This window comes from Ohtaekwangia sp. (assembly GCF_036568665.1).
In the GTDB taxonomy this organism is placed as follows: domain Bacteria; phylum Bacteroidota; class Bacteroidia; order Cytophagales; family Cyclobacteriaceae; genus Ohtaekwangia.
In genome coordinates, this window is the sequence record NZ_DATCSD010000054.1 from 1 (window position 1) to 21,865 (window position 21,865).

Annotated in this window: 21 protein-coding genes; 13 read left to right on the forward strand and 8 right to left on the reverse strand. The window is 44.3% G+C overall.

Going from position 1 to position 21,865, the window contains the following annotated elements; translation table 11 throughout:
- The 4 genes from ribA to VIN08_RS03030 all read left to right on the forward strand — a co-directional run.
- Window positions 1–903, forward strand: a 903-nt coding sequence (gene ribA / locus VIN08_RS03015) for a GTP cyclohydrolase II (protein ID WP_331960014.1), incomplete at its 5' end; no start/stop codon positions are given.
- On the forward strand, window positions 904–1,572 hold the full coding sequence (locus tag VIN08_RS03020) for a hypothetical protein (protein WP_331960017.1): 669 nt from the start codon (window positions 904–906) through the stop codon (window positions 1,570–1,572). It begins immediately after the preceding gene.
- Between the two features lie 47 nt (window positions 1,573–1,619).
- Entirely contained in the window at window positions 1,620–2,456 is an 837-nt protein-coding gene (gene surE / locus VIN08_RS03025; RefSeq protein WP_331960020.1) for a 5'/3'-nucleotidase SurE, read from the forward strand.
- 22 nt (window positions 2,457–2,478) lie between these two features.
- The gene (locus VIN08_RS03030; protein ID WP_331960023.1) at window positions 2,479–3,321 is read left to right on the forward strand and encodes a sterol desaturase family protein; all 843 of its coding nucleotides are present in this window, start codon (window positions 2,479–2,481) and stop codon (window positions 3,319–3,321) included.
- On the opposite strand, the gene VIN08_RS03035 is transcribed toward VIN08_RS03030, so the two are convergent.
- Entirely contained in the window at window positions 3,249–4,220 is a 972-nt protein-coding gene (locus tag VIN08_RS03035) for a glycosyltransferase family 2 protein (protein ID WP_331960026.1), read from the reverse strand. The genes VIN08_RS03030 and VIN08_RS03035 overlap by 73 nt on opposite strands.
- Before the next feature lie 207 nt (window positions 4,221–4,427).
- On the opposite strand from VIN08_RS03035, the gene VIN08_RS03040 reads away from it, so the two are divergent.
- The gene (locus VIN08_RS03040; protein ID WP_331960029.1) at window positions 4,428–5,999 is read left to right on the forward strand and encodes a glycosyltransferase family 39 protein; all 1,572 of its coding nucleotides are present in this window, start codon (window positions 4,428–4,430) and stop codon (window positions 5,997–5,999) included.
- Between the two features lie 157 nt (window positions 6,000–6,156).
- On the opposite strand, the gene VIN08_RS03045 is transcribed toward VIN08_RS03040, so the two are convergent.
- Entirely contained in the window at window positions 6,157–6,837 is a 681-nt protein-coding gene (locus VIN08_RS03045) for a phosphatase PAP2 family protein (protein ID WP_331960032.1), read from the reverse strand.
- Window positions 6,838–7,119: 282 nt separating this feature from the next.
- On the opposite strand from VIN08_RS03045, the gene VIN08_RS03050 reads away from it, so the two are divergent.
- Window positions 7,120–9,282 (forward strand): glutamine synthetase III, encoded by a 2,163-nt coding sequence (locus VIN08_RS03050; RefSeq protein ID WP_331960035.1) that lies wholly within the window; start codon window positions 7,120–7,122, stop codon window positions 9,280–9,282.
- Between the two features lie 69 nt (window positions 9,283–9,351).
- Here VIN08_RS03050 and VIN08_RS03055 read toward each other — a convergent pair whose 3' ends face one another.
- Complete coding sequence (locus VIN08_RS03055; protein WP_331960038.1) at window positions 9,352–9,792, reverse strand: response regulator; 441 nt, start codon at window positions 9,790–9,792, stop codon at window positions 9,352–9,354.
- Window positions 9,793–10,128: 336 nt separating this feature from the next.
- Here VIN08_RS03055 and VIN08_RS03060 point away from each other — a divergent pair, with 336 nt between their 5' ends.
- The 5 genes from VIN08_RS03060 (at window position 10,129) to VIN08_RS03080 (ending at window position 16,474) form a co-directional block, all read left to right on the forward strand.
- Window positions 10,129–11,181, forward strand: coding sequence for a fatty acid desaturase (locus VIN08_RS03060; protein ID WP_331960041.1), 1,053 nt, complete (start codon window positions 10,129–10,131; stop codon window positions 11,179–11,181).
- Between the two features lie 205 nt (window positions 11,182–11,386).
- A complete protein-coding gene (locus VIN08_RS03065) occupies window positions 11,387–12,433 on the forward strand; it encodes a DUF4407 domain-containing protein (protein ID WP_331960044.1) in 1,047 nt (348 codons plus the stop codon).
- Window positions 12,434–12,806: 373 nt separating this feature from the next.
- On the forward strand, window positions 12,807–14,918 hold the full coding sequence (locus tag VIN08_RS03070; RefSeq protein WP_331960047.1) for a nitrite reductase: 2,112 nt from the start codon (window positions 12,807–12,809) through the stop codon (window positions 14,916–14,918).
- Complete coding sequence (cobA, locus tag VIN08_RS03075; RefSeq protein WP_331960050.1) at window positions 14,915–15,697, forward strand: uroporphyrinogen-III C-methyltransferase; 783 nt, start codon at window positions 14,915–14,917, stop codon at window positions 15,695–15,697. Before VIN08_RS03070 ends, cobA begins: the two co-directional genes overlap by 4 nt.
- A gap of 180 nt (window positions 15,698–15,877) precedes the next feature.
- Window positions 15,878–16,474, forward strand: a complete 597-nt coding sequence (locus tag VIN08_RS03080) for a bifunctional precorrin-2 dehydrogenase/sirohydrochlorin ferrochelatase (protein ID WP_331960053.1) — start codon at window positions 15,878–15,880, stop codon at window positions 16,472–16,474.
- Between the two features lie 132 nt (window positions 16,475–16,606).
- Here VIN08_RS03080 and VIN08_RS03085 read toward each other — a convergent pair whose 3' ends face one another.
- Window positions 16,607–17,716: an NAD(P)/FAD-dependent oxidoreductase gene (locus VIN08_RS03085; RefSeq protein ID WP_331960056.1), complete on the reverse strand. Its 1,110-nt coding sequence runs from the start codon at window positions 17,714–17,716 to the stop codon at window positions 16,607–16,609.
- 325 nt (window positions 17,717–18,041) lie between these two features.
- Complete coding sequence (gene pyrE / locus VIN08_RS03090; protein ID WP_331960059.1) at window positions 18,042–18,692, reverse strand: orotate phosphoribosyltransferase; 651 nt, start codon at window positions 18,690–18,692, stop codon at window positions 18,042–18,044.
- Between the two features lie 194 nt (window positions 18,693–18,886).
- Here pyrE and VIN08_RS03095 point away from each other — a divergent pair, with 194 nt between their 5' ends.
- Window positions 18,887–19,573, forward strand: a complete 687-nt coding sequence (locus tag VIN08_RS03095) for an NUDIX hydrolase (protein ID WP_331960062.1) — start codon at window positions 18,887–18,889, stop codon at window positions 19,571–19,573.
- Window positions 19,574–19,617: 44 nt separating this feature from the next.
- On the opposite strand, the gene coaD is transcribed toward VIN08_RS03095, so the two are convergent.
- From coaD to VIN08_RS03110, 3 genes are all read right to left on the reverse strand, one after another.
- Complete coding sequence (gene coaD / locus VIN08_RS03100; protein ID WP_331960065.1) at window positions 19,618–20,076, reverse strand: pantetheine-phosphate adenylyltransferase; 459 nt, start codon at window positions 20,074–20,076, stop codon at window positions 19,618–19,620.
- Between the two features lie 5 nt (window positions 20,077–20,081).
- Complete coding sequence (locus VIN08_RS03105; protein ID WP_331960068.1) at window positions 20,082–20,969, reverse strand: DUF3822 family protein; 888 nt, start codon at window positions 20,967–20,969, stop codon at window positions 20,082–20,084.
- Window positions 20,970–21,104: 135 nt separating this feature from the next.
- Window positions 21,105–21,569, reverse strand: a complete 465-nt coding sequence (locus VIN08_RS03110) for an NUDIX hydrolase (protein ID WP_331960071.1) — start codon at window positions 21,567–21,569, stop codon at window positions 21,105–21,107.
- A 120-nt stretch (window positions 21,570–21,689) separates the two neighbouring features.
- On the opposite strand from VIN08_RS03110, the gene VIN08_RS03115 reads away from it, so the two are divergent.
- A partial coding sequence (locus VIN08_RS03115; protein ID WP_331960074.1) for a DUF1573 domain-containing protein occupies window positions 21,690–21,865 on the forward strand: 176 nt, incomplete at its 3' end.

Sequence of the window (21,865 nt, forward strand, 5' to 3'; positions counted from 1 at the left end):
GATCGTTTCAAAACCATTCGCGCCCTGGTTGATCCTGAAACAAAACCGGAAGAGCTAGGTAAACCCGGCCATATATTTCCGCTGCGTGCAAAACGCGGAGGTGTGCTGCGCAGAAGCGGTCATACCGAAGCTGCGATTGACTTTGCACGACTTGCAGGTTTTAAACCTGCAGGTGTATTGGTGGAGATTATGAACGAAGACGGTACAATGGCGCGCCTGCCCGACCTGGTGAAAGTAGCGGAGCGCTTTAAACTGAAACTCGTATCGATCAAAGATCTCATCGAGTATAGATTGAAAAAAGAATCGCTGATCAAACGCGAGATCGAAGTGGATATGCCAACCGAGCATGGTCACTTCCGACTGGTAGCTTTTGAACAGACCAACACGAAAGATGTACACATGGCTTTGATAAAAGGCACATGGGATAAAGATGAACCTGTGATGGTACGTGTTCACTCATCGTGTGTAACAGGCGATATATTTGGCTCATGCCGTTGCGACTGTGGTTCACAATTGCATCGCGCGATGGAAATTGTAGACCAGGAAGGAAAAGGTGTTGTGCTATATATGAAGCAGGAGGGAAGAGGCATTGGTCTGCTGAACAAGTTGAAAGCCTATAAGTTACAGGAGCAGGGCCTTGATACGGTGGAAGCCAACCTGCAACTGGGTTTTGATATGGACGAACGCGATTATGGTGTTGGAGCACAAATTATTCGCGACTTAGGTATAACCAAAATCCGTTTAATTACGAATAATCCTAAGAAACGTGTTGGGTTAATGGGATACGGGTTGGAAATTGTAGATAATGTTCCAATCGAGATTGTACCGAACCCGCACAACGAACGTTATCTTATGACGAAGCGCGACAAGCTTGGCCATAACATACTGAAACCTAAGAAGTAAATGACTGCAACGCAGGAAACAGACAATATACCACATCATCTGATTTATAGCGGCAGCTTTCAGCGAAGATGCCTGATGATAGGAATATGTATACTCCTGTCTTTTTCTGTTCACGCACAAAAGTGGCCGTTCGAATTGTGGCACGAAGGAAAGATCGTGCTGTTGCAAGGAGATACACTCAAAGGGCTGGTGAAATACGATATGCAGCAAGACCTGCTGCAGTACAACTGGAACGATCAGAAAGTAGAAGCATACTCTGCGCGCAAAGTTTTATTCTTCGAGATCTTCGATGTTACTGTGCATCGCTACAGACAATTTTTTGCGTTGCCCTATACCACCGCATCCGAATACCAGGTACCTATATTTTTTGAGTTGCTCGAAGAAGGCAAGATGACGCTGCTTTCGCGCGAAGCGCTAGAGAACAGAACCTATAGTTCACCTTATTATGTTGGCTCCTATACGCGTATAGTACTGGTATATAAATATTACCTGATGGGTGAAGACGGCAAGATCACCGAATTTACCGGTAACAAAAATGATCTGCTCGACCTGATGGGAAAACGTGCCGAAGAAGTAGAGAAGTATATCAAGGCCAATCACCTGCGTTTTGATGAGAAGTACGATATGGCAAAGATCGTAGCGTATTATAATTCCCTCTTCGGAACGTAGCGTCAATACAGTAATTTACAACCAAACTAGATACACAACACACAACTATGCCCAGACCTTTAATCCTTGTTTCCAACGATGATGGAATCACCTCAAAAGGAATTCTTACCCTGATCAATGTTATGCGCGAGCTCGGAGACGTGCTCGTGGTAGCCCCCGATAGTCCGCAGTCAGGCATGGGGCATGCTATAACAGTAGGGGAGTCGTTGCGACTGGAAGAGAACCTGATCTTCAAAGGAGTAAAGGCTTATCAATGTTCAGGTACACCGGCTGATTGTGTTAAGATGGCGCGCCACTTTGTATTGAAAGATCAGCGTCAGCCCGATGTAGTGGTGAGTGGTATCAATCACGGAAGCAATACTTCCATCAGTGTACTATATTCAGGCACCATGTCGGCAGCGATAGAAGGTGCTATAGAAGGAACGCCTGCCATCGGATTTTCGCTGTGTGACTATGCGCACGATGCAGACTTCTCGCATACAGAAGAGTATATCCGCAAGATCACCAAACAGGTATTGGAAAAAGGTTTGCCCAAAGGCGTGGCATTGAATGTAAACTTTCCTCCTAAACAAGACCAACCTATAAAAGGTGTTCGCATCTGTCGCCAGGCAAATGCCAAGTGGGTAGAGGAGTTTGATCAGCGATTCGATCCGAACGGCCGCAGATATTTCTGGATGGCCGGCAAGTTTGTTAACTTTGATAAAGGCGAAGACAACGATGAGTGGGCTATCGCCAACAACTACGTTTCGGTAGTGCCTTGCCAGTTTGATTTGACGGCACATCAGGCTATACCGATCTTAAATGAAGACTGGGATATACTGGAGCGCCCCGCTTCTGCCCAGACAGAAGTGAGCGAGTATAGAAATCCCGGGGCAGAAGGATAACCGAACGATGATCTAAGAGCTTATGACAACGGACTGGCTAACGGGCAACAAGAATGTACTGGTTCTGTTCAGTGTAATCTTGTTGCGTTACCTGATCCTGGCCGCCATCGCTTTTCTGCTATACTATGTTGTGAAGAAGCGTAACTGGTTCTTCAAAAAGATACAACAGCGTTTCCCGCTTCGTAAAGATTATCTGCGAGAGATTGTGTTCTCGGTCATCACAACGTTCATCTTTACCTTTATCGGTTATATTGTTTTTATTTCGCCACTCTCGCGATTTACGCAGGCTTACTACGATATACACGCCCACAGTATTGTATACTTTATCGGTACAATTTTTTTAATGATACTGATTCACGATACATACTTTTACTGGACACACCGCTGGATGCACAGTAAGTATATATTTCCGTGGTTTCATAAAGTACATCATCTATCTACCAATCCGTCACCCTGGGCTGCGTTTGCCTTTCATCCGCTGGAAGCCGTTATTGAAGGAAGTGTAATCGCTGTATTTGCTTTTCTGTTTCCCGTACATCCGCTGGCCATCGGTATATTTCTGTTGTTCATGATGGCCTATAATGTATACGGCCATCTCGGCTATGAATTATACCCGAAAGGTTTTTCGAAGAGCGTGGTTGGTAAATGGATCAATACATCCATCAACCACAATATGCACCACCAGCACTTTCACGGAAACTATGGACTATACTTCCTCTGGTGGGATCGTTGGATGGGAACTATACAGCCGGGCTATGATGAGCGTTTTGAAGAAGTAAAATCACGCACCGATCAAACGGCTACTTCTTTATCCAATACAAGGTCTGCCGGTTTAGGCACTGTAAATACTTCACGCACATTATAAGTCTTTTTGTTTTGCGACTCATAGTAGGTGCGCATGATCAGCTCGGCTATAAGACCGAATGTGAGAAATTGTATGCCCGCCATTACCAGTGAAGCACCCAATATCAATATAGGGCGACCCCATATATCCTGGCCCATGATCTTTAGCACCAGCAGGTAAAAATTGATAGCACAGCCAATCAAAAAAGAAATTATACCGATAGGCCCGAACAGATGTATAGGTCTTCTGAAATACTTTTGAAAGAACACCATCAGCATCAGGTCGCTCATTACTTTCAACGTGCGGCCTATACCATATTTCGATTTACCATGTATACGGGCGTGGTGCTTTACATCCATGTCGGTAATCTTGCCGCCCTGCAACACCGCCAGTATAGGAATAAAGCGATGAAGCTCGCCATATAGTCCGAGGCGTTGTGCTATATCACGCTTAAATATCTTCAGCGTACAACCGTAGTCGCGTATAAATACACCGGTAAGATTGCGGATCATTCGGTTGGCTATACGGCTTGGTATCTTTCGCCACAACATACCATCCTGCCGGTTCTTGCGATTGCCTGCTACTACGTCCCATCCTTCTTCTTTCAGCTTCATCAGCATAGCCGGTATATCAGAAGGATCGTTCTGCAAGTCGCCATCCATCGTCACTATATATTCGCCCTGTGCATGATCTATACCGGCCGCCATAGCTGCCGTCTGACCATAATTGCGATTAAAGGATATAAGTTTGATTCGGTAATCCGCCAGTTGCTTGATGCGCGCTGCAGTACTGTCGGTAGAGCCATCATCCACCAGGATCAACTCATAGTCATAATGTGCTAACGCCTTGCGGATGTTTGCAAAGAGAGGCTCAATGTTATCTTCTTCATTGAGCAGTGTAATAACCACTGATAATTCCATACTGCAAAGTTAAAGGGAGGTGTGTAGCGCAGGTTTGCAGGCCAATTATCATTTCGTGAAGATAGCTTCACACTGTGATAACAAAATACGAAAATTTTTAATCTAAAATTGCAGCTAAATGTGTTTATGTGTTGAAGTGTTGGTGTGTTGGCGTTTTGCCTTTAACCTCAATACCTCAACACATCAACACTTAAAGACGCATTATTGATGAACAAAAATCTCCTGATTCTGCTAATCCTTGCCAGCGTAATATACACTGCCAACATCTGGGGAACCTCGGTATATATTCTGGATGAGGCCAAGAATGCCGGGTGTGCTATGGAAATGTATCAGCGTGGCGATTGGGTGGTGCCTACTTTTAACGATGCCTTGCGTACCGATAAACCTCCGCTGCATTATTACTTTATGCGTGCCGGATATAGTATATTGGGTGTAACGCCTTTTGGTGCACGTATATTCTCTACCGTGATGGGTATACTTACCGTGTTGGTAGTGTTTCTGTATTGTCGCCGTTTACTGAATGAAGATGCTGCATTTTATACCGGTATGATACTCGTGGCATCTTTGCAGTTAGGAGTGCAGTTTCACCTGGCGGTGCCCGATCCTTACCTGATATTTTTTCTAACACTCGGCTGGTTAAGTTTTATATATGCCTATGTTGAAAAGAAGCCGCTGCATTATTATATATTCTACGTTGCCATAGCATGTGCCGCTTTGGCGAAAGGACCGGTGGCTGTAGTTTTCTCCGGATTATTGGTGTTGATTTTTCTGTTCGTGCAGCGTGATCTGAAATGGAAATCGCTGATGCGTATGCGGGTATTGCAGGGAGCTGCATTGTTTTGTGTGATTGTACTACCGTGGTATATAGCAGTGGGTATAGCGACAGACGGTGCCTGGCTGGAACAGTTTTTCTTCAAACACAATGTAGGGCGATTTACTTCTTCAATGGAAGGACACGGTGGCTTTCCATTAGCATCTGTGGTTATTGTGTTTGCTGCATTGATGCCATTTTCATTCTTTGTTCCGCAGGCCATGAAGATGATCTGGAAAGATCAGAAGAAAGATGCCTTCCTGCAGTTTTCTTTTATAGCCATGAGTATCGTGATCGTGTTCTTCGCATTCTCGCGTACTATACTGCCGAGTTACCCGGAGCCCGCTGTACCATTCTTTGCTACACTATTAGGCTATTTCTTTCAGCAGGTGCAGAAGCGTGAGAAGGTAGGGAAGATGAAGTTGCGCATTAACGGTGTGGTATATTTCGTGATAGCACTTCTTATACCTTTTGCTGTGTGGTTTGCGCTGCGCGAGGAAAATAATCTGAAAGACCTGGCGAGCCTCGCAGTATATTTTGTATTACTCCCATTAGGTGCCGGCACAGCGCTGGTATATCTCTGGAAAAAAGATCTGGATACAGCCTTGTATATTTATACCCTCACAGCGGTTATCTTCCTGATGCTGTTCTTCTATGCAGCCTTCCCTGAAGTGGATGCACGCAACCCTGTTTCGCAGAGTATTGACTATATGCATCATCATTCTGCCAAGCCTGTAGTGGCTTACCGCGATTTCAACCCGGCCTATATATTCTCTTTTCAAAAGCCTGTGAAGAAATTTGAGAACACAGAAGAACTTGCCTCGTTTGCAGATTCACATGAGCATTTTTATATAGTTACCCAGGAAAGATATTTACCCGAGCTATATGCACTATCGCAGTTCAATATAGTATACCAGGGAAAGGATCTCTTTGAGCGGCCGGTTACGGTGGTACTGGAGAAGAGGTAAGCGCAAAGCTTAAAGTGGAAAGTAGAAGGTTTGAAGTTTAAAGTTCAAGGTTCAAAGTAGAAGGGCAGGTATATATGTACAGAAGTGAGTCTCACACTGCACTCATCGTACTCACACTATACTTTCTGCTTTAAACTTTAAACTTTCAGCTTAAGTCTCAATTTGCAGATGTTCCCGGCAGCGACAACTTCTTACCTCCGGGCAATGTTAATTTTCTGCTCATCCACGGTGGTGTGTTACTGAGTTCCATGATCTGCCATACAATATAGGTAGTAAAGGAACCGATAACGGCACCGGCAGCGACATCTACCAGGAAGTGTTGAGCAAGGTATATACGGGAGTACCCAACCAGAAAAGCGAGCAGTAAAGTAAATATACCCAGCACTTTGTTACGGATAATAAAGGCGAGGAACAGTGCTGCACAGAAGGCTGTGGCAGTATGGCCTGATGGAAATGAATTGGTGCTATGGACATCAACACCCGGCACAAAATGTAGCAAGTCGTTGTGCAGAAAAGCTTTTGGCCTTTCCATTCCCGGAAATAATACACGCTTGAATAAACTAACGAAGAGGCCATGCGCAATAGAGGCGATCAGTCCGGTGATAGCATAACGAAAGCGGATAAACATCGCCATGATAATGATGGGAACGAAAATGAGTCCATCCCCCAGGTTCGTAACGGTGCTCAAGAACAGATCGAGCAGGGGAGTATGATGTCCGTTGATCCAAAGTACATCTGTGCCTTTGTCAATAAGTATAGAGCCGGCAAAGAGTAACGATAGAACAAGAATATAGGGGCGCAATGCCGATCTTTCCGAATAAGCGAGGGATGCTTTCATGGTCAACAGTTTTTCATCTCAAACCTATCGCTTGAGTAAAAACTGGGTATGACGCTACCTTGAAGGATCTTTTAACAAAAGAAGGTGCGTGTGTTAAACAAACGTCACCGGTTTAACACATTGATAAAATCAGAATTTAAAAAAAATCGGTTCACTTGGTTAGAAAATTAACTGGTTGCAAACGTGTTCTTAATAAAAACTTGAAAATGTGGGTGATTTTTCACGTGCTTCTCAAAAAATCCGATAGATTTGAACAACTACAACAAAAAATTTTAACCACCTATGGCGCATCTACGATTCGAAGCTCTGAAGAAATTGAGCGAACGTACCCGCGTGCATGTTGATCTGCCCAGCACCAGCGTATCCAAGTTCTTTGGAGAGAATGTGTATGGCTCAGAGCAAATGCGTGCAACACTGGCTCCTGCACTTTTCAAGAAGGTGTCTCAGGCTATTAAAAATCATGAGAAGATTGATGAAGTAACTGCCGATGCGGTAGCATCTGCAGCAAAATCCTGGGCTATGGCCAAAGGAGCAACGCACTTCACACACTGGTTCCAGCCTATGACAGGTGGAACTGCCGAGAAGCACGACTCATTCTTTGACGCGCTTGCCGGCATCGAAAAATTTAAAGGAAGCGAGCTTGTTCAGCAAGAACCAGATGCTTCTTCATTCCCAAGCGGTGGTATCCGCAGTACATTTGAAGCGCGTGGTTATACTGCATGGGATCCTACGTCTCCTATGTTTATCTATGGCCGCACACTTTGTATACCCACCATCTTCGTTTCCTATACCGGAGAAACACTCGATACAAAAGCTCCACTGCTGAAAGCGTTGAAAGCAGTAGACCTGGCAGCAACAAAAGTTTGCCAGTTATTCGATAAAGATATACAGCGCGTAGTAGCATCACTTGGCCCTGAACAGGAATACTTCGTAGTAGATACCGCGTTGTTCAATGCGCGTCCTGACCTGGTAATGGCTGGTCGCACAGTATTCGGTCATGCTCCGGCACGTGGTCAGCAATTGGAAGATCACTACTTCGGATCTATACCTTCACGCGTTTATGATTTCATGAAAGAATTTGAGATCGAAGCATGGAAGTTAGGTATACCGGTACGCACACGTCACAATGAAGTGGCACCCAGCCAATTCGAAGTGGCACCTCTGTTTGAAGAAGTAAACGTAGCCAACGATCACAACCAGTTAATGATGGATGTGATGGGCCGTGTAGCTGACAAACACAACCTGAAAGTATTGTTCCATGAAAAGCCTTTCGCAGGTCTTAACGGAACAGGTAAACATAACAACTGGTCGCTGATCACAGACACCGGTGTAAACCTGTATGCACCTACCAGCAGCGCCCGCGATAATTTACTCTTCCTTACATTCTTCATTACTACCGTGAAGGCGGTGCATGCGTACTCTGATTTATTGCGTGCCAGCATTGCCACATCGGCTAACGACTTCCGTCTCGGAGCGAATGAAGCACCTCCTGCTATCATGTCGGTGTTCATTGGTTCACAGATGACAGCGGTATTGGATGAACTGGAGAAAAAGGGAAATGTAAAAATCGAGAAAGGTGATAACATGTATATGAAACTCGGTATCGACCAGATACCAGAGATCATTCTCGATGCAACAGACCGTAACCGTACTTCGCCATTTGCCTTTACCGGAAATAAATTTGAGTTCCGTGCTGTCGGTGGAAGCGATAACTGCGCGGTTGCCATGACTGCACTGAATACTATTGTTGCAGAACAACTCGATAAATTCTTTGAAGCAGTAACAAAACAAATCGACAAAGGTGAAGAGAAACGCCTGGCGATAGTAAATGTATTGCGTGAGTATATCAAAGAATCAAAAGATATCCGTTTCGAAGGAGATGGTTACTCTGATGAGTGGGTAGCAGAAGCAGCGAAGCGTAAACTGGGTAACATTAAAACTACACCACGTGCGCTGGATGCATACCTTACAAAAGAATCACTCGCATTGTTTGAGAAGCACGGTGTAATGTCGCACAAAGAGACTGAAGCTCGCGTAGAGATCAGACTCGAGTCATACATCAAGCGTGTACAGATCGAAGCTCGTGTAATGGGCGACATCGCGATGAACCACATCGTTCCTACCGCTATTGCGTATCAGACTAAGCTGATTGAAAATGCGAATGGTCTGAAAGGACTTGGCGTTGATAACACGGCAGTAGTACAAACGATCCGCGAGATCTCCGGTCATATCGATACTATCAAGAATGGTGTTCGTGCTATGATCGAAGAACGCAAGCGCATCAACAAGATCACTGATACACACAAGCGCGCTATAGCATATTGCGAAGACATCAAGGAGAAATACTTTGATACGATTCGTGAGGCAGTAGATAAACTCGAATTGCTGGTGGATAATGAAGATTGGCCATTGGTAAAATACAGAGAGCTGCTCTTCTTGCGCTAATGGAATTGAATCTCTGTTAACTTAAACCTAAACCTGTGAACACGGACCCCGGCTTCGGTCGGGGTTTCGTTATTTTATGAGGTGTGACCCGCGCGGATATTGACACAACTCCCAATAGTCGATGACTCTGCGCAAAGTAATTTCGATCTCTTCGAAGCTCTGACCCTTCAGAAAAAATCCTTGCACATTTAGTCGGTATGCTTCACGTACCTGGTTATGACTTGCTGCGGTTGAAAAGAAAATGAATGGTGTACTTTTCTCTTTGAGAATTTCATCTTCGTTAATATACTTTCGCAATTCAAGTCCATTCATCAATGGCATATTGATATCGCAGAGTAACAAGTGTGGATTGGTCTCTGGTAACTTCAAATATTGAAGTGCATCCTGAGCATTGCTAAAAAAAATAAGTTCGTTTGGAACCTGAAGTCTCTGGCAAATCTTTCGGAAGAAGTAATGATCGTCATCATCATCGTCAACGATCACAATGGGGTTCTGTGACGAGGCTTTCAATGTAAGGCTCTATTTTAGCGTAACTATCTTCGCTTGGCGCGTATTTCAAGTTAAAAATATATGCCTGTATTTTTTTGGTCGATCGCCCGATGGAAGATTTTGAGCAATGAAATTCAAAAATCGGTTATCAACGGTTGCTAAAGCATTTATAGGTATAGGAAAAAATAGCATCACTTCATCACTATAACAGAGAACGATGTGTAAAAAAAGAAAGACGAACGTAAGGAATGTGAGGAAAATATTACTCTCTTCTGTTTTTTTCGGGGAATGTATGTGGAAAATAAAACAAGCTTTTGTTGCTATATTTCGAGAGCATACAATTTAAATGCGTGCCTGATGAAAACTACAACCCCCCTTGCGTTAGCCGATCCTGTATTTTCTCCCGGAAAGATATATAGCTCCTTCGATCGTTTCTGGCTTAGTAAAATTTGCGATGAACGCGATCTCCCTTTTATTTACCTCAGCTTGCGAATAACCTTCATCATGCTGCCGGTAGCGGTTATGCTATATATGCCGTTTATAAGCGGTTGGGTATGGTGGCTTTTTGCAGCACTATATTTCTATTTCAACAACTTTGTGTTTAAGGGACCCTTCGGTCTTATGTTGCATTGTACCAGTCATCGAACATTCTTTCAGGAGAGATATAGCTGGTTAAATAAATATCTGCCCTGGATAATCGGGCCCTTCTTCGGACAAACTCCGGAAACTTATGCGAGCCATCACCTGGCTATGCATCATCGCGAAAACAACCTGGAGGATGATCTGAGTTCTACCATGCATTATCAGCGTGACAGCTTCAGGCATTTTCTGTTATACTTCGGTCGATTCTTTTTCATGGTTATACCTACACTGGCGTGGTATTTCAATAAACGCGATCAGATAGCATTGCGCAACCGGGTGATTCGTGGTGAGCTTGTGTTTTTTATAGTTTGCGCTTTATTGTGTTATATAAACTGGCAGGCAACGGTTATGGTATTCTTGTTACCGTTGCTGATATCGCGAATCATTATGATGGTGGGTAACTGGGCGCAACATTCATTTGTTGATGAAGCTGACCCCGGTAATTTTTACAAAAACAGTATTACGTGTATCAACACACCGTATAATCACAAATGCTGGAACGATGGCTACCACATCAGTCATCATATAAAACCCAATATGCACTGGACACTTCACCCCGAGCATCTTCAATCGAACCTGCAAACCTATATGGATAATCGTGCACTCATCTTTGAGGGTATTCACTTCCTGCACGTGTGGTGGTATCTGATGAACAAGAATTATTCGAAGCTGGCCAAGCGTGTGTTAAATATAGGGGGAGTGCTAGGTAGCGAAGCCGATATTATCAGCCTCATGCAAAGCCGAACAAGAAAGCTGGTTAGTCAATAATGAGCTTGTCTGAATGGGGTATATATTTGCCTCAGCGTATATTCATCATCTATTAAAAAATTAAATCGTACAGGGGCATGTTCACATCTGTACATTTTTTAACCGGAGTTGTGTTATATCGCTTTGAGAAAGTTGTTTATTTTGGTGGCATATTAATTGACCTACCAGAAAACAATATCACTATCGGCCTCTCGTTTACATGTACATGCAAAAGCTAACTACCTTCTTCCTGCGTTGCTCAGGAGCTGACCTGACCATGCTGAAAAAGTGCCCATCCGAAACCAGCAAATATGCCGGTATCGGGGCCACTATATTTTTTACCGGAATATTCGCTGCACTTTCCGGGGCGTATGCACTCTATACCGTATTTGATAATGTATGGACTGCCACGGTATTTGGTATACTGTGGGGACTGATGATCTTTAACCTTGACCGCTATATTGTTTCGAGTATGCGTAAGGAGGGAAAGACTGCAAACGAATTGCTCATTGCAGCGCCACGCCTTCTGCTCGCCATTCTCATCTCGGTAGTTATAGCGAAGCCCCTGGAGTTAAAGATTTTCGAAAAAGAAATTGATCCGGAACTCGTAGTGATGGAGCAACAGAAATATAGCGAGCAGGAAGCGCAGGTGCGATTCCGTTTTCAGGGCACACAAGACAGTATAAAAAGCGCTATAGCTTCTCTTCGTTCGGAGATTGAAGCCAAAGCGCAAAAGCGCGATGATCTGGTGCGTATAGCACGCGAAGAAGCCGATGGCACAGGTGGAAGCAAGAAGAAAAATCTCGGCCCTATATATAAAGTGAAGAAGGCTGATGCCGATGCAGCGGAAGCAGAACTCAACGCACTGACTACACGCAACGGAGAACGCATTCGTATGTATGAGAAGAGCCTTGCAGCGAACGACTCCATGCAAAGTCAGGCCTTAACCACTTTAGAGCAAAGTAAGCTGAACGGTCCGGCTGCACGCATGGAAGCATTGAGTCGCCTCACGGAAGAGAGCAGCGCTATGGCGTGGGCACATTGGTTTATCATGCTGCTCTTCATTGCTATTGAAACCGCTCCGGTATTTGTAAAACTTATTTCGAAGAAAGGTCCGTATGATAATCTCTTGAAAGTAGAAGAGCATCAGTTTATTGTACACGAAATAGAGGAGCTTGCGCGCATGAATACCCAGGCGAAAGAGAAAACAGCCAACTATCCGCAGCATGAACGTACTTTCATCAGCACGCGTCTGGATGCCGAGTTAAAATAACCGTTAGTCGTTTCCGGTTAACCGTTAATGGATTAAGAGCAACGTCACATTGTATTTATAAGTTATCATTATCAAGTCAATCAGGGGAATAACGGCTGTTAGGCTATTTTTTTCCGATGATTGATTTGTTTTTAAAATTGAATACCCTACTTTCGTAGTAGATTAATGACCATGACCACCACCACTTGCAAATCTATTAAGATGCCCGCGGCAAAGAATTGTTGCTGTAAACATCTGCCAGATGCAGGAATCATGGACGCATAATGATCTTAAAAAGAAAAATACAATAAAGAGCATAGCGAGCCTTTCCTGCACAAAACGGGAAAGGCTCTTTTATTTTATTAATGTGTAACCGAACAAACAGCCCTTAGTCATGCAAAGCTTTCGCACTGAACTCGAAGACCTGAATAACCCGGTAGTAGAGAAGGATATTCTTGACCTGGAGAAGAAGATTCGTCTTTTCCGTGAGGGCAAGATCGATGATGATAAATTCCGTAGTCTTCGTTTAGCACGTGGAATTTACGGACAGCGCCAGCCAGGTGTACAGATGATCCGGATTAAACTTCCGCTGGGGCGCGTTACCACAAAACAGCTACGCAGAATTGCCGACATTTCTGATGAGTATGCCAGCAAGAATTTGCACGCCACTACACGCCAGGATATACAGATACATTTTGTGAGTCTCGATCGCACTCCGGAGCTCTGGGCAAAATTGGAGAAGGATGATATTACAACGCGCGAAGCTTGTGGTAATACAGTACGTAACATTACCGCCTCTGATCTGGCCGGTATAGATCCCAAAGAACCATTCGACATCTCGCCTTATGCGCATGAGATGTTCCGGTATTTTCTGCGTAACCCGATCTGTCAGGAGATGGGACGCAAATTCAAAATTTCATTTTCTTCCAGTGAAGATGACACTGCGTTCAGCTTTATTCACGACCTCGGTTTTATACCCAAGATCGTAGATGGCAAACGTGGTTTCAAAGTGATGATTGGTGGAGGACTTGGCGCTAATCCATACCTCGCACTTACCGCTTACGAATTTTTGGAAGAAGATCAGATTATACCTTTCTCGGAAGCAGTGCTTCGTGTATTCGATCGCTACGGTGAGCGTACACGCAGAATGAAAGCGCGTTTCAAATTCTTACTGGATGATCTTGGTTTGGAAAAGATCATGGAGCTGGTAGAAGAAGAGCGCAAGGCACTGAAGTATAAATCCTATAGTATAGATCTGAACACCTTGCCGGCTCCGGTATTGGCAGCGCCTGTTACTGGTGCAGAACCGGTTATTGCAGATATAGCGAAGTACGATCGCTGGTATAAAACCAATGTGGTAAAGCAAAAGCAGGAAGGTTTCTATGGAGTATATGTAAAGCTTCCATTAGGAAATATGTCGTCTAACCTGACGCGCGAGTTTGCAGATGTAGTGGATCAATATGCTGCGACTGAACTTCGCATTACCGTTAATCAGGGTTACCTGCTTCGCTTTGTTCGTCCGGAAGCTTTGAAGCCACTATATATAGCCCTGGATAAATTGGCTTTGGCCGAACCTGGCTTTGATAGTGTAGCCGATATTACTGCCTGCCCCGGAACAGAATCATGTAACCTTGCTATATCCGATAGTACACAAATATCGCTTGCGTTAGAGAAAGTGATCCGTGAGGAGTATCCGGACATGGTTTTCAACACCGATATAAAAATAAAGATCAGCGGTTGCCCTAACTCTTGCGGTCAGCACGGACTTGCCGGTATTGGTTTGCATGGCAGTACCATCAAAGACAAACAAGGTAAAGTATTGCCTGCGCTGGTCGTGTTACTGGGTGGAGGTAAACTGAAAGATGGTGAAGGTATAATTTCTGACAAGATCATCAAGATACCAAGCAAGCGTGGGCCAGACGCGCTGCGTATACTCTTTAATGATTACGAAGCCAACAGTTTGGATGGTGAATACTATCACGATTACTTCAAACGTCTTGGAAGAAATCACTTCTATGCATTGCTGAAACCGCTTGGTGATTTAACTACAGTAGTACCAACAGACTATATCGACTGGGGAGAAGAACATAACTTCATTCTGCACACAGCAGTAGGCGAGTGTGCCGGTGTGATCATCGATCTGGTGGCAACACTGTTCTACGAATCAGAAGAGAAAATGGAATGGTCGAGAGAAGCATTGCGTAATGCACAATATGCTGATTCGATATACCATAGCTACAGTGCATTCATCAACACGGCAAAGGCATTGTTGCTGACACGCGATATAAAGCCAAGCACGCAGATACAAGTGATGCTGGATTTTCAACAGCAGTTTGTAGACACGGGCCTCTTTCAACTGCCAATGAGTTTCCGCGAATTTGTACTCCGCATAAACAAGAATGAGCCAACCGAAGAGTTTGCTATAGCATACCTGGAAGATTCTAAAAAATTCCTGGAAGATGTAGCAGCCTTTCGTTCAGCCGATAAAGAAGCTGTAGCAAAATGATCGAGACAATTTCCATACTCGATAAAGAGCCGCGTCTTACACTGGTGGGAGCAGGGCCGGGCGATCCGGAACTGATCACGGTGAAAGCGATCAATGCCGTGAAGCATGCAGATGTAGTGCTATACGATGCGTTGGTAGCGGCTGCTATATTAGAGTTGATACCGAAAGGTATACCGGCTTTTTCAGTGGGTAAACGCGCTGGTGAACATTCATATTCGCAGGAAGAGATCAATGAACTGATTGTTGACTTTGCCTATCGCTACGGACATGTGGTGCGCCTGAAAGGTGGCGATCCGTTTGTATTTGGCAGAGGCTCCGAAGAGATTGAATATGCCGAAGCACATGGCGTGCATACTACGGTTATACCCGGCATCAGCAGTGCTATAGCGGTGCCGGCAAGTCTGAAGATACCGGTTACAGCACGCGGCATCAGCGAGAGTTTCTGGGTTGTAACAGGCACTACTAAAAGTGGTGCTATATCCGGAGATATAGCGCTGGCAGCTCAATCGACTGCTACTATTGTTATACTGATGGGACTTAATAAGCTCGAAACGATCATGGCTACTTTTGCGGCACATGGCAAAGCAGATATACCGGTAGCTGTTGTACAGAACGGATCGTTGCCCGATCAGAAAAGCGTTATCGGAACGGTAGAGTCTATAGCAGCGGCAGCTGCACAGAGTGGTATAGGAGCGCCAGCTATTATTATTGTAGGCGAAGTTGTGCGTTATGCGCAGGCACTTGAAAAGGTAATTGTAGCATCAAAGTCTATCGCCTGAATTTAGGTACATCACAAACAAAAAAGATTTAACAGAGCGCACTGATTTTTATATCATAATGTTAACAGTATACATTATTGGATACAGGTATAAATCAGCAACTTTGAAAAATCGTCTTGAAAAAGAGTCAAAACAAAAATCTATACTATAAAATGTACACATCTAACTATTAAAAATGTCATGGAACGTAACAATCTCTTTCCCGTTTTCCTGAAACTTGAATCACTGAGCACACTCATTGTGGGTGGCGGTCATGTAGGGTTGGAAAAACTTACAGCAGTGTTAAAGAACAGTCCTGCAGCCAATGTAACTATTGTAGCGCGCACTATACAGGAACCGATTAAAGAGCTTGCACGAAAACACGACCATGTCAAGTTAGAGGAGCGAAATTTCAAGTTGTGGGATCTCTGGGATAAAGACCTGGTGATACTCGCTACCGATAATCATCAGCTACATGAAACCATCCGTAAGTTTGCACGCACGCGTAAACTTCTGATCAACGTTGCCGATACACCGGATCTGTGCGATTTCTATCTGGGTTCTGTAGTGACCAAAGGAAATCTGAAGATTGGTGTTTCTACCAATGGTAAATCTCCCACGATATCGAAACGCATCCGCGAATACCTGGAGGAGGCTTTACCGGACGATACCAACGATCTGTTGAACAACATGCAAAAGATCCGCGATCAGATCAAAGGCGACTTCAGTCATAAAGTAAAAGTACTCAACGAGATCACGACCTCTTTTTTGGAAACAGGTAGAGCTGCGAATCCGTAGGTCGTTACAAGTTGCGCGTTAATCGTTATTCGTTAAGAGTGATATATAGTATCGTTAACGGATAACGATTTTTTATTTTTGAATTTCTGTATGTACTTTTTTTAATGTCAATCTGTGGAAAAAACTTCTACGCTAAAGTTTTCTTCTGAATATAGCCGGTGGTATAGCTATACCTGCGAGTGTATTGGCAACCATTTCTCCAAGGGCAGGTCCATGTTTAAAGCCGTGGCCGGAGCCACCTCCCAGTAAAAGTAAATTGGATGCGTATGGATGTACTTCGAAGATAAAGTTTCCGTCAGGAGAATTCTCGTAAGGACAAACTCGACTCTCGGTGAGTGGTGCATTTTTTAGTAGTGGGAAACGGTGTACTATAAATTCGCGGGCCTTTGTTAGTACATCGGGCGTATATGTTCGTTCGCCATGAGTAGGATCAAATACTTCTCCACGAATATCCACACCAATTTTGAATCCGCGATGAGCATTACCGGCTATACCATAATAAAAATCTTTGCCATCCACATCGATCCACACGGGCAGTGAATCAAATATAGCGGCATGTTGCGCGGGAACTCCAAAGTAAAATACTTCCTGTTTGGAACAGGTGATTACTTGCTGTAGTATATCCGGAAATATTTTGCCAAGCCAGGATCCGCAAGCGAACAGGTATATATCTGCCTGCAACGATCTTCCGTCTGATAACTTGATACGATCGAGTCGCTGATGGTCTATACCACCCGGTTCAACCTGGGCCTGTATAAATTCACCACCTTCTTTTATAAATTGTTCGCATACTGCCTGGCATGCTTCACGGGCTTTTAAGTAGCCGCCATACGAATCGAAGTAAGCATGATGCAAATCACTGGTATGAATGATCGGATAACGTTTCTTCAAATCATCGCGCGTGAGCCGCTCGTATTCCATTTTGTGCTTTGTAGCATAAGGCAACGAATCATCCACCAGAGGTGTTTGCCCTTCGTAGCAAAACCAGAGTACACCGGTGTTGTAAAAAAGTTTCTTGTTGAATAATCGCTCGTTCTCTTTCCACAACGTGAGCGCACGTACATTGAAGTCAAAGTATATTTCATTGGCTCCGTAGGTAGAGCGTATCACCCGTGTTTCATCGCCTGAGCTTGAGCGAGAGTTACCGGCACCCCACGCATCGATCAATGTTACTTTATATCCCTGTCGCAGTAAATATAGGGCGGACCATCCTCCAAATGCACCGGCACCCACCACGATCACCTTCGCGCCTCTGGATAATTCCGGAATGCGTGTACCCGTAGCGTTGGCCTGGGTGGAAGGGGAGAAGGTGTTTAGCGTGTTTATGGGTGTACGTGTTTAGGTTGGGACGTTGGTTTGTGTTGGAGTGTTGAGGTGTTCGTGTGTTGAGGTTTGTGGAATATCGGATATTGAACATGGAGTGTAGAATGATGAAGCGCTTGCCTGTCTCAATCATTAACCTCGTGGCTTGTAGCGCGAAGTTATCAGCAGCGTCTGCAACTATATATACTCAATCACTCCCACTCAATCCTCTTTACCCACACTTCCAGAGACCAGTCGCTTATTTCTACGGTTTCCAACTCGCGGGGTCTACGCGCCAGGCTTTGAGGGAGATGAGTTGATCGTCTGTGATATAGTTTTTGTCGAGAGCGTAGTTGATGAGGTAGCTGTAGTCGCTGAGGCTTACGAGAGATGTATTGGCTTCGTAAAAGTTTCGGGTTGCTATATCAAAGCCATAGTTGAAGATCGATACCATCCCTAATACCTGGAAGCCTGCATCGCGTAGTGCTTGCACGGCTTTCAGTGAGCTGCCTCCGGTAGATACGAGATCTTCGATCACAACTACTTTCTGATCTTTGGTGATCTTGCCCTCGATCAGGTTTTCCATACCATGATCTTTGGGTTTCGGCCGGACATATAGGAAAGGGAGGTTCATCGCTTCAGAAATCAATGCTCCCTGCGCAATACCTGCTGTAGCTACACCGGCTATAGATTCAACAGAAGGAAAATTTTCTTTGATCGCCTGTACGAGTCCATCGCGAATAGCACTGCGCACTTCAGGATAGGAGAGCGACAAGCGGTTATCGCAGTAGATCGGTGATTTCCATCCGGATGCCCACGTAAAGGGTTTTTGTGTGTTGAGCTTGATTGCTTGAATCTGCAGCAGCATGGAAGCTACTTTGGCGGCTGTTTGTTCTTGTACTTTTAGAATTGGCATAGAACCGAAAGTTATCATTAAAATCTGTTCCCGCACAAGAGGAAAATGCGAGCAGCGCCATAGCAATTATGTGATCAGAATGTCTTGAATCGATGTTCGCGCAACAGATTGAAAAATCTTTTTATAAACTGCTTGCCAGCTTCCAAATAATTTATTCTTTTGCGGCAAGGTGAGGGCGTAAAAAATCGCACGGTATGATCATTTTTATTAACGACATTCCTGTCAGAATTCTAAAATCCACAGAGACGCCCGATGCTGGCCGGATTAATCATGTTATCGATGCAGCTCAAACGCCTATTACGCAGGCGAGCCTCATCCATCATGTGTGGATCAAGAATGTTGGCGAGCAGGAGCTTGATGTAGTATTAGGATTCCTGGATTCAAAAGTACCAACAGGTGTTTTATCATTGCTGTTATCAGTTGCCAATTATGATACCATCAAAACGCATCTTAGAAGCAAATTCAAAGTGGTGAAGGCAGCAGGCGGTTTGATCCGCAAGAAGGACAAGTTCCTGATGATCTACCGCATGAAGAAGTGGGATCTGCCGAAAGGTAAGAAAGAGAAAGGCGAGCGTTACAAGGAAACTGCGGTGCGCGAAATAGAGGAGGAGTGCAATGTGAACGTACGCCTCGGAAGAAAGATATGCACCACATGGCATACCTATACCATGAACAAGAACGCCATGATCAAGAAAACCCGTTGGTATGTAATGGATTTGATCGATGACTCGCGTATGCGCCCGGCTGTAGAAGAAGATATAGAAGAAGCACGTTGGATGAATCGCAAGGAAGTATACCATGCCCTCGAGCATTCCTATAAATCGATCAGCTACGTAATCGAAAAGTATTACGAGATGGTGGAGCTCAAATCAACACGCTAGGCTATAGTATATATAGCCGGCTTTTTTGCTGAACTATAAATCGCTTAAAGTTTGTAAGGAAGAAATTCCGATACATCTCCGCCATATTTATGCACTTCGCGGATAATGGAAGAGCTGATCCAGGCTAGTTGAGGTGTGGTGATCAGAAATACCGACTCCAGGTCGCCATATAGCTTCCGGTTTACCTGCGATATACTGTTCTCGTATTCAAAGTCGGTAGTGTTACGAAGTCCGCGAAGTAAAAACTGGGCACCATGCTTACGGGCAAACTCGGCCGTTAATTCTGAGTACGTCATCACCTTTATATTCGGGTATTTCTCAAAGGCGGTTTGGATGCGTTCAATCATCATATCGATAGCAAAGTATCGGTTGCTCTTCTGGCTGTTGTAGCCGATAGCAACAATGATCTCATCGAATATATTTAGTCCGCGAAGCACGATGTCTTCATGACCTTTGGTAAAAGGATCGAAAGAACCGGGGAATAAGGCGATGCGTTTGCTCATAGAAATTACTCCATCAGATGAATGCTGTAAAGATCAAAAAAATGGTGATCCTGCAATTCATCAAATGAATAACTGAACGTTAAATTTTCAGGACGGTCCCCAAAAGTTACGTTACTGATATACTTGTATAATTCGTGGTAGTGCGGTGAGTTTTTGCCGATATACCCCCACAGTATAATCTGGCTTGTCTGCTGATCCATGTTCAGCGATTTCATCACCAGCATGATATACTTCACGTAATCCGAAAACTCTTTAATCGCAAACTGGTTATAGTATATCAGCTTGCCTTCGCGGCATGATAGTATATGCAGCTTGAATCGGTCAACGTATATATATAGCGGATTATCGTTGCGCGATAAAGATGCTTTTAAGGTTCCTTCGATAAGGGCAGCCGACTGATGGGTAAATATAGGCTGATTGTTCGGGTATAAACCATCCAGCCAGTTCTTCAGGTCTTTGTTCACAGCAAAAACCGTTACGGCTTGTGTTGCCGGATTTACCGTGCACATAAAATCCTCTTTCAGCGGATCTACGTGCGCGTTGAACTTGAGGTAGTCGGCCATAGACTCTTCGGCAAACAACGCCTGCGGTACCTGCACAAACTTTTGGCTCTTGAGCGATATCTTGATCTTTTTCCAGAAGCCGGCTTTCAGTAAAGCATGTGAATCAAAAAGCTGATCGAGGAGATATAGTAATTCTTCGTGTGAAGTGAGGTTGGGTAAAACGAAATCTTCCAATAGCACTACCCGGTTTTCGGTCGGGTCAATCACACATAATTGAAAGTCGCGCGTACCGAGGTGAATCAACAGATGATATTGATGAATATACTCTTCATCGAAGCGTTCATCCCGTACTTTCTTGATGAGCTTATAGTTGAGCGTGGTCGTTTGCAAAGTAGTTCCTGTTTTTCCGCTTGTTAATATTTATACCAAGGGGGCGAACCATTTCGGAATCAAAGATTTCGGGTTCTCTGCAATAATAAAGATTTTAGCGGGTAAATCACAAGGCGATTGTACAAGAAGCACGAATTAAACCTTGTAGAAACCATGGAGGGTACGAAGGTCATTTGCATCGCGCACCACTTTAAAAATACCGTGTACCTGCTCTTGCGGCATAGCAAGAATCTCTTCGATGGTAAAGAAGGCGGCATCTTGTATGATTGGCAGCTCCGGATCGTTACCCGTTTGCAGATCGCCTGATACTCGCGTGGCCTCAAAAAATAATTCTATAGCATGCAGGGGCGTTTGTATGTATTCGCAGCCAAAGATGAATTTACCGGGCGTTACAACGAGGTTTGTTTCTTCCAGGAACTCGCGCTTCAACGCATCCTCCAGTGACTCGCCCGGCTCTACGCCACCACCCGGAGGAGCCCAGAAATCGCTTTCCTTCAGAGATTTATGATTGACCATTAACAATTTATCGGTGTGCCAGCATAACCCGCAAACTCTTACCCTGACACGGTTTCCATAAATTCTGGCGATTTCTGTGTCCATTCCGGTGATATATTTAGTTAATTCGTAGCCAAGTGTAAAGTCACAACCAAGTGTCAGAAATTTCGACTATTCTGGCAAAATTGTTGAGATGAAGTGTTTAAATTTGAAAAAAAATAAGGTATGAAGAAGTATTTGTTTTTAGTGGTCGTGCTGGGATTGGCGGCAAGTGCTTTCGCCCAGACTGCAAAAGTAAGCGGACCCGTTATCACGTTCGAGAAAAAGACGCACGATTTCGGTCAGATCGTTCAAGGTGATAAAGTTGAAAATGTTTTCAAATTCACCAATACCGGTAACGA

What these genes read in the sequence shown, in the direction of transcription:
- VIN08_RS03080 (WP_331960053.1), top strand. Translation starts at nt 15,878, where the DNA reads ATGGAACGTAACAATCTCTTTCCCGTTTTCCTGAAACTTGAATCACTG.
- VIN08_RS03040 (WP_331960029.1), top strand. Translation starts at nt 4,428, where the DNA reads ATGAACAAAAATCTCCTGATTCTGCTAATCCTTGCCAGCGTAATATAC.
- coaD (WP_331960065.1), bottom strand. Translation starts at nt 20,076, where the DNA reads ATGAGCAAACGCATCGCCTTATTCCCCGGTTCTTTCGATCCTTTTACC.
- cobA (WP_331960050.1), top strand. Translation starts at nt 14,915, where the DNA reads ATGATCGAGACAATTTCCATACTCGATAAAGAGCCGCGTCTTACACTG.
- VIN08_RS03045 (WP_331960032.1), bottom strand. Translation starts at nt 6,837, where the DNA reads ATGAAAGCATCCCTCGCTTATTCGGAAAGATCGGCATTGCGCCCCTAT.
- VIN08_RS03095 (WP_331960062.1), top strand. Translation starts at nt 18,887, where the DNA reads ATGATCATTTTTATTAACGACATTCCTGTCAGAATTCTAAAATCCACA.
- VIN08_RS03065 (WP_331960044.1), top strand. Translation starts at nt 11,387, where the DNA reads ATGCAAAAGCTAACTACCTTCTTCCTGCGTTGCTCAGGAGCTGACCTG.
- VIN08_RS03110 (WP_331960071.1), bottom strand. Translation starts at nt 21,569, where the DNA reads ATGGACACAGAAATCGCCAGAATTTATGGAAACCGTGTCAGGGTAAGA.
- pyrE (WP_331960059.1), bottom strand. Translation starts at nt 18,692, where the DNA reads ATGCCAATTCTAAAAGTACAAGAACAAACAGCCGCCAAAGTAGCTTCC.
- VIN08_RS03070 (WP_331960047.1), top strand. Translation starts at nt 12,807, where the DNA reads ATGCAAAGCTTTCGCACTGAACTCGAAGACCTGAATAACCCGGTAGTA.
- VIN08_RS03035 (WP_331960026.1), bottom strand. Translation starts at nt 4,220, where the DNA reads ATGGAATTATCAGTGGTTATTACACTGCTCAATGAAGAAGATAACATT.
- VIN08_RS03060 (WP_331960041.1), top strand. Translation starts at nt 10,129, where the DNA reads ATGAAAACTACAACCCCCCTTGCGTTAGCCGATCCTGTATTTTCTCCC.
- VIN08_RS03030 (WP_331960023.1), top strand. Translation starts at nt 2,479, where the DNA reads ATGACAACGGACTGGCTAACGGGCAACAAGAATGTACTGGTTCTGTTC.
- VIN08_RS03050 (WP_331960035.1), top strand. Translation starts at nt 7,120, where the DNA reads ATGGCGCATCTACGATTCGAAGCTCTGAAGAAATTGAGCGAACGTACC.
- surE (WP_331960020.1), top strand. Translation starts at nt 1,620, where the DNA reads ATGCCCAGACCTTTAATCCTTGTTTCCAACGATGATGGAATCACCTCA.
- VIN08_RS03020 (WP_331960017.1), top strand. Translation starts at nt 904, where the DNA reads ATGACTGCAACGCAGGAAACAGACAATATACCACATCATCTGATTTAT.